The sequence below is a fragment of the Verrucomicrobium sp. BvORR106 genome (assembly GCF_000739655.1).
In the GTDB taxonomy this organism is placed as follows: Bacteria; Verrucomicrobiota; Verrucomicrobiia; order Verrucomicrobiales; family Verrucomicrobiaceae; genus Verrucomicrobium.
The window spans coordinates 33,786-47,597 of the sequence record NZ_BATR01000102.1 but is presented as its reverse complement, the minus strand read 5'-3'; the positions used below and the strand labels follow the sequence as shown (position 1 = coordinate 47,597).

Annotated in this window: 8 protein-coding genes; 2 read left to right on the top strand and 6 right to left on the bottom strand. The window is 61.8% G+C overall.

Translation table 11 applies throughout. From position 1 onward, the window contains the following. Nucleotides 1-3 precede the first annotated feature (3 nt). Nucleotides 4-1,611 (bottom strand): ABC-F family ATP-binding cassette domain-containing protein, encoded by a 1,608-nt coding sequence (locus BV106_RS17825; protein ID WP_038166941.1) that lies wholly within the window; start codon nt 1,609-1,611, stop codon nt 4-6. Between the two features lie 199 nt (nt 1,612-1,810). Between BV106_RS17825 and thrC the strand changes: the two genes are divergently transcribed. Continuing rightward, the gene (gene thrC / locus BV106_RS17820) at nt 1,811-3,169 is read left to right on the top strand and encodes a threonine synthase (protein ID WP_038166940.1); all 1,359 of its coding nucleotides are present in this window, start codon (nt 1,811-1,813) and stop codon (nt 3,167-3,169) included. A 295-nt stretch (nt 3,170-3,464) separates the two neighbouring features. Here the strand turns inward: thrC and BV106_RS35805 are convergent, their stop codons facing one another. Then, nucleotides 3,465-5,510 carry a hypothetical protein gene (locus BV106_RS35805; protein ID WP_265595808.1) on the bottom strand — a complete coding sequence of 682 codons (2,046 nt, stop codon included), beginning with the start codon at nt 5,508-5,510 and terminating at the stop codon, nt 3,465-3,467. Beyond that, a complete protein-coding gene (locus tag BV106_RS17815) occupies nt 5,398-6,231 on the bottom strand; it encodes a serine/threonine-protein kinase (protein ID WP_051946004.1) in 834 nt (277 codons plus the stop codon). Before BV106_RS17815 ends, BV106_RS35805 begins: the two co-directional genes overlap by 113 nt. Nucleotides 6,232-6,520: 289 nt before the next feature. Here BV106_RS17815 and BV106_RS17810 point away from each other — a divergent pair, with 289 nt between their 5' ends. Then, a complete protein-coding gene (locus tag BV106_RS17810; protein WP_038166939.1) occupies nt 6,521-11,011 on the top strand; it encodes a discoidin domain-containing protein in 4,491 nt (1,496 codons plus the stop codon). Between the two features lie 106 nt (nt 11,012-11,117). Here the strand turns inward: BV106_RS17810 and BV106_RS17805 are convergent, their stop codons facing one another. The 3 genes from BV106_RS17805 to BV106_RS17795 all read right to left on the bottom strand — a co-directional run bounded on the left by BV106_RS17805 (nt 11,118) and on the right by BV106_RS17795 (nt 13,724). Next, nucleotides 11,118-11,423, bottom strand: coding sequence for a hypothetical protein (locus BV106_RS17805; protein ID WP_038166938.1), 306 nt, complete (start codon nt 11,421-11,423; stop codon nt 11,118-11,120). A gap of 127 nt (nt 11,424-11,550) precedes the next feature. Further along, entirely contained in the window at nt 11,551-12,744 is a 1,194-nt protein-coding gene (locus BV106_RS17800) for a low temperature requirement protein A (protein WP_038166937.1), read from the bottom strand. 209 nt (nt 12,745-12,953) lie between these two features. Continuing rightward, nucleotides 12,954-13,724, bottom strand: a complete 771-nt coding sequence (locus BV106_RS17795) for an SDR family oxidoreductase (protein WP_038166935.1) — start codon at nt 13,722-13,724, stop codon at nt 12,954-12,956. Nucleotides 13,725-13,812: the final 88 nt, after the last annotated feature.

Here is a 13,812-nt window from a genome sequence, read left to right as displayed (position 1 = left end):
TGTCTAGAGAACGGCCGCTGCCCTCGCATCTTCCTCCATGCCGCTCTTCTCCAGGTAATAGTCATAATCACCCGCATACGCCGTGACATGACCGGTGTTGATGTGCAGCACCTTCGTCGCCAGGGAGCGGATGAAGTGAACATCGTGGCTGATGAACACGAGCGTTCCCTCGAACCGCTGGAGGGCGAGGATCAGGCCCTCGATGCTCCAGATGTCCAAGTGCGTCGTGGGTTCGTCCATGAGAAGCAGGTTGGGCGGGTTCACGAGGAACTTCACCAGGTTCAGGCGGCTCTTTTCGCCCCCGCTCAGCACCTTGGTCTTCTTGAACACGTCCTCCCGCTTGAAGAGGAAGCTGCCCAGAATGGCGCGAATGTCGTCGTCCCGCAGATCCGCGGCAGAGTCACGCACCTCATCCAGGATGGTCTTCTCCGGATCCAGCGTGTCCGCGCGGTGCTGGGAGAAATAGCCCAGCTTGGCGTTGGCACCCAGACGGCGCTCGCCCTTCTGGAACGGCACCACGCCCGCCATGATCTTCAGCAGGGTGGATTTACCCGAGCCGTTCGGCCCCACCAGAACGGTGCGCTCGCCACGCTCGATATCGAGATCGAGGCCGTTGTACACCTTTTTCTCGCCGTAGGATTGGTGGATGCCTTCCAGCCCGATGGCGCGCTGGCCGATGCGGGTGGGTTGCGGGAAATTGAAACGGAAGGCCTTGCGTAGCGGCTTGGGCTTGTCGAGCTTCTCCATCTTCGCGAGCTGCTTCTCACGGCTCTGCGCCTGGGAAGCCTTCGACGCCACGGAGCGGAACTTGTCGATGAAATCCTGGATGTGCTCGATCTCCTTCTGCTGATTGCGATAGGCCTGAGTGGCCCGCTCCCAGGCTTCCTCCTTCTGCTTCACATGGTCAGAGTAGTTCCCTGTGTAGGAGATCAGCTTGCCCTCATCGATGTCATAGGTGGTCTCGATGATCTCATCCATGAAGTCGCGATCGTGGGAAATCAGGAGAACCGCACCGGGATAATTCTTGAGGTAGTTGCGGAACCAGAGCAGCGACATGAGGTCGAGGTGGTTCGTCGGTTCGTCCAGCAGCAGGAGATCGGGCTCGATCACCAGCAGGCGGGTCAGGTGGGCGCGCATGATCCAGCCACCGGAAAGCTCCTTGGCCGGACGATCCTGATCGACGTCTCTGAACCCAAATCCCTTCAGAATCTTCTTGGCCTTCGCTTCTGCCTGGGGGTTGTGCAGCGCTTCATGCTGGGAATGCGCCTCCAGATATTCTGCGGAGCTCACGTCCCCTGACGCTTCGCACTTCTTCAGGATCGCTTCCAGGCGGTCCATTTCCCCAGCTTTGCCCGTGGCGACGTCGAGGATGGTTTCGTTCCCCGTCGGCTCCGCTTCCTGGCGCAGGTAGCCGATCGTCGTCCACTCATCACGCTCAATCTCACCCGCATCCGGCGTGTCATTCTTCAGGATGAGGGAGAACAACGTGGATTTCCCTGCCCCGTTTGGCCCCACCAATGCCACACGCTCGGCATAGTTGATGGTCATGGAGGCATCCTTAAACAGGACGCGGTTGTTGAAGGACTTGGTAACGTTGCGCAGGGTCAGCATGGCGGACCGTCTATGTCCGTCAAAATAGCCGAAAAGCAAATGGCGAACGCCCCGGCGGGGAAACTTCAAATCTCAAATGCCGAAATTCAAACGAGCATGGCCGGGGCTTCGAGAAGCTCGATCCTCTTGAAGTTTGGTTTTTGAAGTTTGAATTTTCCCATTCTGAGGCACCTTTCCCGCCCCTCTGCACGCCCACCTCATGCACTACATTTCCACCCGCGGCCAAACCCGCCCGCACACTTTTGCTGAAGCCGTTGAAGCCGGACTGGCACCTGATGGCGGACTGTTCCTGCCCGAATCCTGGCCGGACATCAGCACCAAACTGGCCGGGTGGGCCACGCTCTCCTATGCCGAACTGGCCGCGGAGTTTTTCACCCTTTTTGCCCCCGATATCCCGCACGAGGAATGGCTGGGGCTGACCACTCAGGCCTACGCGAAGTTCGACTCCCCGGACGTGGCCCCGCTGAAGAAGCTGGATGACCGCACCTTCGTGCTGGAGCTTTTCCACGGCCCCACCCTGGCATTCAAAGACTTTGCCCTGCAGCTCCTCGGCCTGCTGTACAAGCGCCAGGTCGCCCACACCGGCCATCGGCTGGCCGTCCTTGGCGCCACTTCCGGCGACACCGGATCGGCCGCCATCCACGGCTGCATGGGCCAGGACGGCATCAACATCTTCATCCTCTATCCCCAAGGCCGGGTGGCTCCCCTTCAGGAGCGCCAGATGGCCTGCACGGGTGCCGCCAACGTCTTCGCCATTCCGGTGCCGGGGACCTTTGATGACGCGCAGCGCATGGTGAAGGAGACCTTTGGCGACACCGCCTTTGCCGCATCCCAGCACCTCTCGGCGGTCAATTCCATCAACATCGCCCGCGTGCTCGCCCAGTGCGTGTACTACATCTGGGCTTGGCTCCGTCTGCCAGAGGAAAACCGCAAGAACGTCGAGTTCGTGGTACCCACGGGCAACTTCGGCAACGTCCTCGCCGGCTGGATGGCTTACCGCATGGGCCTGCCGGACGTGGGCTTCCGTGTGGCGACCAATCAGAACGACATCTTGTACCGCTTCTTCACGAAGGGCGAATATGTGCCCGGTGAGGTCCAGCCCAGCTATGCTCCCAGCATGGACATCCAGGCAGCCTCGAACTTCGAGCGCTTCCTCTACTTCCTTCTAGATGAAGATCCAGAGAGCGTCCGCGATGTGATGGGCGCAATGAAGTCCGGGGCTCCAGTCCTGCTTCCTTCCCCAGAAGGCACCTTCCGGGCCTCTCGCATGGCGGACGATGCCATCGCGCAAACCATCGCCCGGATCTGGCAGCAGTATCAGTATGTCGCCGACCCGCATACCGCCTGCGCCTTCACCGACATGGCCACAGATCGCACCAGCGTGGTGCTCGCCACCGCCAGCCCGGCCAAGTTCCCCGAGGTGGTGACGCAATCCACTGGTCAGGAGCCGCTGCACCCCACGCTGGAGGCGCTGAAGGCACTCCCCTTGGTCACGAATCCGCTCCCTGCCGATGTGGAAGCGCTGAAGGCGTTCATCACCACGCATCACGCGGAGTAGAACCGGCGAAGGAGAAGCAGCCCCTGCCGAAAGCGTCGGCAGGGACCAATGCCATCAGAGAAAAGGCATGGGATTCCAGCTTTGCCTGTCGGTGCAAAAGCTTTGCCTCAGGAGGACCAAAGGTCCGGCCTCATCACAGCCTTGGGCAACGCCCAAGGTTTTGATCACAAAAAACTCCAGAGGGCTGAAGGCCCGGCCTCATCAAGCCTGCCCACGGCATACTTCCCCAATGGCATTGGCTTTTAAGCGGTGAAGCTACCGGATTCGACAAGCTCCTCCAGCGCCCCCGTCGCCATCACTCCCACATGCCGAGCTGAGTCAGTTCGCGCTGCAGCTCATCCCAGTCCCACAGAATCACAGAGCTGTCCTCGAGCTGTTCCGCGATCCAGTTTTTCCTCGAATCCACCGCCATGGCCACGTGCTCATCCCCGGCCAGGGGCGCGGGATGCGGGAGCCGGGCCAGGAGATTACCATCTGCAGCGGAGTAGAATTGAGCGCCCCGCCCATTCTGCACCACCACAGTACGACCATCGGGCAGCCACGCCCCTTGGTTGAACGACTCCCCCGCTCCCAGATTGGCGATCAACTCCCCGCTCGTCACGTTCCACACTGCACCGCGGTGATTGCTGACCGTGAGCAAACGACTGCCATCCGGTGAAAACGTCAGCGAGGCCGCAGGCTCCACCTCGGCCAGCTCCTGCAGCTTGCGCGCGCTCATGCCCGGACCAGAGATGTCCCAGATCACGACGCCGGGATTTTGGAAACTACTGGTGGCGGCGCGGGTGCCATCATGATTCAAGGTGACCGAGTAGGGCAGTGGCTGCGGCAAGGGACGAGCGCCCTTGGTCCCCGGCTTCACCACGGCAAACCTTTGGAGCGGCCCCTGCAGCAGCGCCAGCCACCCGTTCTCGGATCCCGCCATGAGCACGGCTCCGACGTAGGGAGACACGCCGGGGCGATCCGGCAGAGCCCCGCCGCTGGCGAGCTCCGCATCCGTCAGCCCCCGCAGGCCAGAGTTCCAGCCGCAGGTCTGGATGCCCTCCGCAGTAAAGCGGGCCCCCATCCATTCGCGCCCGCTCTTGGGGGCCACTTGGCGTTGCCGACCTACCGCTGGCTCCCACAGTTGAACGCCATTCCCCGTGGACCACAGCACCTGCTCACGCCGGGCATCGACCGCGATCGTGGAGAAGTTCTCGCGCCGCAGTCCGTCACTCTGACGCCGCAGGACACGCACCCCGGTGGGCAGCACCACGTTCATCTGCCGACGGGCACCATTGGCATCCTGCCAGGCGAGTTCGCGCCCCTCACTTTTCCATTCAGGCAGCGGATCCACCACCGCGCCCAGAGACTCGGCGATCACATCATCCGCCCGATCCAGGTCCCAGATCCACAACACGCCATCGGCCGCCACACACGCAATGTGCCTGCCGCCAGGATGCCAGACAAATCCGATGGTGGCACTGTCTCTGGGGCGCAGTCGGTTCTCCATCTCGGTCGATCCCGCCCGCCAGCGATAGGTCCGCATGGCCGTGCAGGCGAGCACGAGCTGATCGCCCTCGGTATTCCAGGTCATCGCCAGGAGTTTGCCGTCGAGCTTGAGCAGGGTTTCCTCGTTCCCGGCGGGATTCACGATCTGCACCAGATCCCCGTCATCATCTGATGGCCGGAGTCTGGCCCGGCGCTGGCCATTCAGTGAAACCACCTCCTTGGGGCCCGGTGGGAGGCTGAAGCGCCGCGGCAGGACCGTAGGCCCCTCCTGCTGGACAAAGTCTCCCAGGGTGAGAGCTCGAACCGCCAACTCCCGCAACCCGGGCTCCGGTTTGCGTTGCCACGCTTCCTTCACGATCTCCAACGCCTTGGTGCGCTGACCCGGACGCTGGCTGGAGAGCAAAAGCTCCACTTGGGCAAGGCGGGCGGTGTGGAGCCTCTCCTCAGCCAGACGGCCCGCCATCTGACCCCGCTCCCGCTCATAGTTGAGCACCCGCCGATCCGCCACCACGACCGCCGCCAGAGCCAGCACGAGAGCGAGGGCGGTAGTCAGAGAAAGGGCCGTCACCATGGGATTGCGCCGCACCACACGGCGGAGTTTCTCCGTGGGCGAGAGACGACGCACGCTGACCGGCGCTCCCGCGAGCCAGGAGCGGAGGTCTGTCTCCAGCTCGCGAGCCGTGTTGTAGCGGTCCGCAGGATCTGGTTCCAGGCACTTGCGGCACACCTGCCAAAGATCTTCAGCGATGCCCTGCTGGGTCAAGGGTTCCACCCGGCCTTCCACCGCCAATGTGAGGGTGCCCGCCGGATTGGCTCCGCGGTAGGGAGGATGCCCCGCCAGGGCATGGTACAAGACCGCCCCCAGGGAGTAGATGTCTGCCGCTGCCGAGGGGGGCCCGGCCTTGCGCCAACTCTGGGGCAGCGTACTCAGGCGTCCCCAGAGCCAGCAGGGTCACGCTCAGGGTTGACTCCTGCCCCTCCCAACGGGCCAGCCCAAAGTCCCCCACCATGGCCTGGCCGCGCTCGTCCAACAGGATGTTGTGGGGCTTGAGGTCCCGATGCAGCACGCCTCGGTCATGCGCGTACTGCACGGCGTTGGCGATGTCCGCCAGCATGGAGGCGGCCTCCCGTTGATCGAGACGCCCCTTCCCACTGGCCATCAGGTCCGCCAGGGTGCCACTCTCTGCCAGTTTCATGGCGAACCACGGCTCGCCATTCTCCTCCCCCACCTCGTAGATGGGCAGAATGCCCGGGTGGTCCAGGGCAGACAGGGCCTTGGCCTCCTGGAGGAACCTCCGGTAGAACAACTCGCGATCCCGTCCCTCCAGCCGGGGCGTTTTTAGCGCCACCGTCCTTCCCGTGCTGTCGTGACACGCGAGATAGACATAGCCCATGCCCCCCTGCCCAAGCAGGGTCTCCAGCGAATAGGGGCCGATTTTTCCCAGCCGGTCTGACCCCGAAAACTCCCGGATGCATCGGGGGCAGAAGGTCATCTCCTCCCACTGCACCTCCGGCGTGCCGCAGCGGGCACAGCGCGAAGGCAGGGCAGAGTCAGCGACCGGGGGAAAAGGCATGGAGGATCAGAACAGGGCAAAAAAGCAAAAACTTGGAGCACCCTTGGTACTTCTGCGCACCATTTCGCTCAACCTTCTCAGGATCAAGCAGCAATCCCGCCAGGAATCGGCTCCTATTCCTCAGTAACGTCCCACTTCCAGATCCAGCGTCATTCACACTGGATGGCCCTTTTTCGTGGCCGAAGGTTACAAGTCGGTGTCTGGTTTTGCCCAATTCCTCGCAAAGATGGCAAACCCAGCAAAATCCGCCATTCACTTCCGTACTTTTCTGTCCCATTCTCCGCTTTTTATGCGACGCCTACTGTTCCTGATACCACTCGCGCTGGCTGCGGTCAGCTCTTACCACATGCTGCCCGCACAGTCGGGCGACGCCAAATCCAAGCCGCTCAAGGCTCTCCTGATCGCAGGGGGATGCTGCCATGACTACGCCAAACAACAGGAGATCCTGAGTAAGGGCATCCAGTCGCGTGCGAACGTCCAGGTTGATGTGATCTGGACGGATGACAAGAGCACCACCCCGCCCCTGCCGTTGTATGACAACGCCGACTGGGCCAAGGGGTATGACATCATCATCCATGATGAATGTGCCGCGGGCTCCAAGGATCCCGCCGTGCTCCAGCGGGTGCTGGACGCGCACAAGACCATACCCGCCGTGCACCTCCACTGCGCCATGCACAGCTTCCGCACGGGATCGGACGCCTGGTTCAAGCACCTGGGCCTGCAGTCCACCGGTCACGGTCCGCAGGAGCCTGTCGCCATACGCTATGTTGACTCCGAGCACCCGATCACCAAGCCGCTCCAGGACTGGACGACGATCAAGGAGGAGCTCTACAACAACGTCAACATCTTCGATGCCCACCCGCTGGCCATGGGCAAGCAGTCCATCAAACAGAAGGACGGCAGCGTGAAGGATGTGGAGTACATTGTGGCCTGGACCAATGAGAAGTCCGGCGCCAAAAGCTTCAGCACCACCATCGGTCACAACAACGACACCGTGGCCGATGCCCGCTATCTGGATCTGCTCACCCGCGGGGTGCTCTGGGCCGCTGGCAAGCTGGATCCCGCCTACCTCGTGCCCTACACCGGCGAGAACAAGGTGACCTTCGTGAAGGCCAACCCGCCGGCTCCGAAAGCCGAGGCGCCCGCCCCTGCCGCGCCGCCCGCCGCCGCCAAGGATGCCACTCAAGTGAAGGTCACCGCATCCAGCGAGGAAACTGGCAAATCCAACTTCGCCTGGAAAGCCGTGGACGGCAGCAAGGACAGCCGCTGGTGCGCCAACGGCGGTGACCGCCCGCAGTGGTTGCAGTTGGAGTTCGACAAGCCGCAGAACCTGAGCGGCGCCAAGATCGTCTGGGAGAGCAACGCTCCTATCTACCCCCACAAGCTAGAGACCTCCGCCGACGGCAAGAGCTGGACCGTGGTGGCAGACACGACGAAGGACCCCAAAGGTGGTGACACCGAGCACAGCTTCATCGCCAAAGATGCGAAGTACGTGAAGCTGACGGTGGAGGGCAAAGCCTCCACTGGTTGGGTGAGCGTGCGAGAAATCTCCCTGAAGGGCGACGGCATCAAGTCGATCGCAGCCAAGGTCGATGCCAAAGATAAGGCGCAGGCCAAGAAGGAAGACGAGAAAAACAGCAGCGAGTTCGCCAAGGAAGGCAACATCACGCCGAAGATCGTGAAGCTGACGGCCGAGCAGGAAGCAGAGGTGCTCAAGGACGTGAAAGTTCCGGATGGGTTCGAGGCAACAGTGTTCGCCTCTCCTCCCGCAGTGAACTACCCAGTCTATGTGGCTGCCGCTCCCGATGGCACCCTCTACGTCTCCAGCGATGGCAACGGCTCCCTGGGCCGCAATCCCAAGCGGGGTCGCATCATCCGCCTCAAGGATGTGGATGGCGATGGCCGTGCGGATGAAGTGAAGGAGTTCGTCAAAGACGTGGACTCCCCCCGTGGTCTGGTTTGGGATCACGACCGCCTCTATCTCGTGCACCCGCCGCACCTCTCGGTCTTCATCGACAAGGACGGCGACGGCGTTTCTGATGAACAAAAGGTGCTGGTGAAGAACCTCGCCTTCGGCTTTGCGGATCGTCCCGCAGACCACACCACCAACGGCTTGAGCCTCGGCGTGGACGGCTGGCTCTACATCGCTGGCGGTGACTTTGGCTTCATGCAGGCGGAAGGCACGGACGGTCGCAAGGTGCAGCATCGTGGCGGCGGTGTCATCCGCGTACGCCCTGACGGCACCGGCCTGGAAATCTACTCCACCGGCACTCGCAACATCCTGGAAGTGGCCGTGAGCCCGACCATGGACATCTTTGCCCGCGACAACACGAACGATGGCGGCGGCTGGAACGTGCGCTTCCACCACTTCACCGGCCTGGAGAACCACGGCTATCCCCGTCTCTACAAGAACTTCGCGGACGAGGCCATCACGCCCCTCGCCGACTACGGCGGCGGCTCCGGCTGCGGCGCCGTGTACATTGATGAGCCTGGCTTCGGCAAATGGAGCAACGCCCCCTTCACGGCTGACTGGGGCACCGGTGCCCTTTGGCATCACACCGTGAAGGTCAAAGGCTCCACCTATGAAGAGACGGCTGCACCGCAGCCCTTCATCAAGATGACCCGCCCCACCGATGCGGACGTGGACGCCAACAGCAACGTCTATTGCGCCAGTTGGAAGGGTGCGACCTTCAACTGGGAAGGCCCCAACGTCGGTTATGTCGTGCGTGTGAAGCCCAAGGACTTCAAGGCCGCTCCGCTGCCGAACTACGCCAAGGCTGCCAATGCCGAGCTGGTGAAAGAATTGTCCTCCCCCAGCTATCGCCGCCGCATCGAGGCCGAGCGTGAACTGGTACGTCGCAAGGCCACGAAAGAGGTCGCAATTGATCTCGCCGGCACCTTCCGCAACAAGGACCTGTCCCCTGCAGCCCGCATCGCGGCCATCTACACGATGCGCCTGGGCGCCAAGGATCCGTCCGACTTCGTCGTCAGCCTGGCCTCCCCCGAGACCGAGGCTGACTGGCAGGTGGTGGCCAATGCCTACCGCGCCGAACTGCATGAGAGCGTGATGCCCTTTGGCACCGTGAACGTCGCGGCTTCCACCAAAACGACCTCCATCTACGAAGACTCCCGTCTCTCTGTGCAGATGGCCCGCACGCTTCTGTCCCTTTCGGACAAGGCCCCCCGCGGCCCGCTGAACATTGCCCGCTTCCTCAACGCGAAGCAGGACGAGGTGGCCCGTCACGTGGCCATTCGTGCGCTGGGCATGTCCGGCGCGAGCAAGGACCTCTTCGGTATTATTGACGCGAACCCGACGGACAGCTCCGTGGAGAAGGTCATTGACGACACTGCCCGCAAAGGGGCACTGCGCGCACTGGCGATGATTCACAAGCCGGAAGTGGTGGACGGTCTGATCGCCCGCCTGGACAAGGCCAACGATCCCGCCCTGCGCAAAGGCATCTTCTCCGCCCTGGCCCGCCTGCACTTCACCGAAGGCGAGTGGAAGGGCGATTCCTGGGGCACGCGTCCCGACACCCGCGGACCTTACTACCAGCCAGAAGCCTGGGGTGAGTCGCCGAAGGTTGCCGCGGCCTTGAAGGAAGCGCTGGCCAAGGCTTCTGCGGAAGACGCCGCCTATCTGGTGAGCGAGCTGAACCGCAACCGCATCCAGTTCAACGAAGCTCTGGAGCGCATCCTCACCCTCGCCGCCAAGGACAGCAAACTGCTGCCCGACGCCGTGGGTCAACTGGCCAATGCCGAGACCATCCCGGCCGCCGGCATCCCGCTGCTCATCAGCGCCGCCTCCTCGAACCCTCCCGCATCCCCCACCGTCCTGTCCCAGGCCATCGTGGCCCTGACCAAAACGGACAGCGCAGACGGTGTGAAAGCAAGCCTCGGTGCCCTCGTGGCCCTGAACGGGATGAAGGATGCAGGCAAGGAACAGGAAACCGCCCGCAACGCGTTCCTGAACTCCGCCAAGCTGGAGAACCACCATCAACTCCTCGAGTTGGAAGCTGAAAAGCTGGGAACCCCGGCCGCCCTCTGGGCCGATGCCGCCCTGCTGAATCTGAGCGCCCGCAAGACCGGCAGCCCCGAGTCCCGCGAGCTCTCCGGCAAGGCTCTTGATCAGGGCTGGCAGAATCCCCAGCGTCGTGTGCAGATCCTCAAGGCCGTGGCCATGCTCAAGCATAACCCCTATGCCGACAAGGTGATCGCCGCTCTGGACGACTCGGACAAGGCCGTGGCCGCCGCCGCGACCAATGCCGCCAAAGCCATGAAGCTGGAGAAGAAGACCAAGGAATCCGGCCCGCTCATCAGCACCCTGCAGCAGGCTGACGTGATCGCCCAGGTCCTCAAGACCAAGGGTGACGCAGAGCTGGGTGAGCAACTCTTCACCCGCCAGACTTGTGTGGCCTGCCACACCACGCGTGAAGACGAACCCCAAAAGGGGCCGTATCTGGGCAACATCGCCCAGACCTACAAGCGTGAGGAACTGGCCATGGCCATCCTTGATCCGAACAAGACCATCGCCCAAGGCTTCGCCACGGAGATGTTCGCGCTCAAGGACGGCACCCAGCAGCTTGGTTTCGTGACCCTCGAGTCCGCTGACCAGGTGAAGATCCGCACCATCACCTCCCAGGAGTTCACCTACAAGGTGGCAGACATCGCCAAGCGCGAAAAGCTGCCCATCTCCATGATGCCTCCCGGTTTGGTCATGAACCTGACCGTTAAGGAATTCGCCAGCCTGCTGGACTACCTCCAGGCGCTGTCGAAGAAGTAGGCGGGGATCCCGGAAATTGATGTAAACTGCAAAAACGGCCGGTCGCGAGACCGGCCGTTTTTTGTTTACCAGCCGCAAAGCCGCGGCGGCTCAAGGCATGCCCATCTCAATCATGACGGCCCTGCTGATGACGCACAGCGCGAAAGATCATCAGAAAAATCCCGCTGCCAAACAACCCCACCAGAAGCCCCCCAAAGGCTCCGATGATGATGGAGCCCGGCCAGGAGCTGGTCCAGCACGCTCCGATGCCAGCTCCCAACAGCAAGCACACAAGAATGGCCCCCCCTTGGAACAAGTTGTCCTTCAGACGAACATTGGGCCCTCCTACAATGTCCGTGACCGCGTTGTAAGTCTCACGGCCGTTGGGTGGGCGTTGCGATGGCGGAAGCTCCGGGGGTGCGGGAGTGCTCATGGTTGAATGAAATCATCACAAAACGAGATGCCCATGACAAGCACCGACTTTGACACATCCGTCCACCGGACAAGTGCAGAACCTCTGCGATTCCCGCCTCCGATGTCGCCAGCCTAATTCATCATTCCTAATTCCTAATTTTCACCGCATCCCCCACCACCCGCTTCACGCACAATCCCTCCCACACCGCGACCACCAACAACAACGCCGTGGCCACGGCTCCGGCGGTGGCCAGATGCCACCTCATGAACACGGGAATCAGCGCCAGTTGTACCAGCACCGCCACCACATGAGATCTGGGCACGCGGCCATACACAACGGTCTTGTACAGAGCATTACCTCCAAGATAGAACACGTTGGCGAGCCCGAGCACCAAGGCTGATGTCAGCGTGGTATGTCCATGCGGATGCGCCACAACCAGTTCGCTGGCCACGGCGTTGAGGATGATGCCCGCGACCATGGTGACATGGGTGTAGTGGTAGTAGGCCGCAATGCGCCCCGGATCACTGGAGTGCACGATGGCCTCTGATCCATCTTTGCTGCTGGTGTCGAAGTACACCCACCACATCGCCAGACTGCCGACAAAGGCCGCCAGGAAGGCGATCACCAAGGATGAATCAAAGTGATTCGCCGTGCTCAGCGTGGCCCCGGTGATGAGGAGACATTCGCCCAGTGCCACAATGACAAACAACTGACACCGCTCGGCGATGTGACCGCCTTCCACCGTCCATTCAGAAGTGCGTGATCGGCCCAGCTTGGGAAGCCAGAACCCAAACATGGGCGAGAAGTACTCGCAGCAGACCGCAACCGCCCACAGAGCGAGCCGGGCACCGCCACTGGCGAAGGCACCACTCAACCAGAACACGGCCGAGATCACCAGCCAGCCCAGCATGCGCTGAAAGTTCGGCGTCAACTCGTGGCCCTTCTTCAGGTGCGCCAGACAGAAGAGGGTGCGCCCCACCTGGATGAGCACGTAGCTGATGGCAAAGGCCAGCCCACCGTTCTTGAAGGCATGCGGGATGGCGGCCGCCATGACCAGCCCTGCCAGCATGATACCAAAGAGCATGAGCCGGACTGGCTTGGTTTCAGGGTCAAACCAGTTGGTGATCCAGCAGGAGTACTGCCAGGCCAGCCACACTCCGAACATCAGCACCAGCGTCTCCAGCGCCCCCAACACCGACAGATCGTGGAGCAGATGATGGGAGAGCTGGGTGACCGCAAAGACGTAGATGAGGTCGAAGAAGAGCTCGACGAACGAAACCCGAGCCTCATGCCCATCACGCACCCGCAAGAGGCTACCGGGAACTCGAAACTTTCCCAAAGCGGCCCCATGGGAATGCCCATGACCATGGCCGGAAGGAGAGGAGGCAACAGAAGCAGACGACGGCAGAGACTCGGAATCGCTCATAGACGACAAGATGAACCGGAGAGCCACGCTCGCCCTCCACAGGCAACGATGGAAGGGAAAACCATGCCAGAGTCAATCTCCGAATGGTTCTCCCCTACCATCACCAGCTTCGAACGAAGGGATTACCTCGTCGTGTAGCCACCGTTGGAAAAGATCGTCTGACCGGTGATCCACCAGCCATCTGACACCAAGTGCAGCACCGTAGGCACGATGTCGCCAGGATCCGTGAGACCGGTCTTGGTGAATGGGCTCAATGCCGCGGCGGTCTGATTGTAATGGGCGGACTCTGCCGACTCCTGACCGTAAAAGAACGGCGTCTCCATGGGACCAGGCCCCAGTGCATTGACCGAAATGCCCCGGGCACCGAACTCCTTGGAGGCCGCCCGCGTGAAATGTTCCACCGGAGACTTGCTGCCCGGATAGATGGAATAGAAGCCCGTGTAGCCCGCCAGGAGAGAACTCACGATGGTGACAATTTTGCCATGGTCATTGAGCTTCCTCCCAGCCTCCTGGATGAAGAAGAAGGCCGCCTTGGCGTTTACGTTGAAACTCCGGTCGAAGTCCTCCTCCGTCACGTCCGCGATCGGTTTCTTGATGACCAGACCGGCGGTGTTGATCGCGATGTCCACACTGCCAAACGCCTTGACGGCTTCCTCGAAGAGAGTCGCATTGTTGGCCACCACGGAGAGATCACCTTGCACGGCGATCGCTTCCGAGCCCAGGGCCTGCACGGCGGCAACGGTCGCCTCCGCATCTTTCTGGGTTGATGCGCTGTTGTAGTGGACCACCACCTTGGCGCCTCTCTCAGCCAATGCACGGCTGAGGAGACCACCAAGGTTTTTGGCACCACCAGCGACAATGGCCACTTTACCATGGATGCTGTGGTTGTTCATAGGTCTTGGGGGGATGAAATTGGAATAACTAGAACGATGTTGTGATAGCAACCGGCGCGGGTCCGCACACGCTTCCAGCCATAGCTCG

Coding starts and splice junctions, on each gene's coding strand:
- BV106_RS17825 (WP_038166941.1), bottom strand. CDS start 1,611: ATGCTGACCCTGCGCAACGTTACCAAGTCCTTCAACAACCGCGTCCTG.
- thrC (WP_038166940.1), top strand. CDS start 1,811: ATGCACTACATTTCCACCCGCGGCCAAACCCGCCCGCACACTTTTGCT.
- BV106_RS17815 (WP_051946004.1), bottom strand. CDS start 6,231: ATGCCTTTTCCCCCGGTCGCTGACTCTGCCCTGCCTTCGCGCTGTGCC.
- BV106_RS17810 (WP_038166939.1), top strand. CDS start 6,521: ATGCGACGCCTACTGTTCCTGATACCACTCGCGCTGGCTGCGGTCAGC.
- BV106_RS17805 (WP_038166938.1), bottom strand. CDS start 11,423: ATGAGCACTCCCGCACCCCCGGAGCTTCCGCCATCGCAACGCCCACCC.
- BV106_RS17795 (WP_038166935.1), bottom strand. CDS start 13,724: ATGAACAACCACAGCATCCATGGTAAAGTGGCCATTGTCGCTGGTGGT.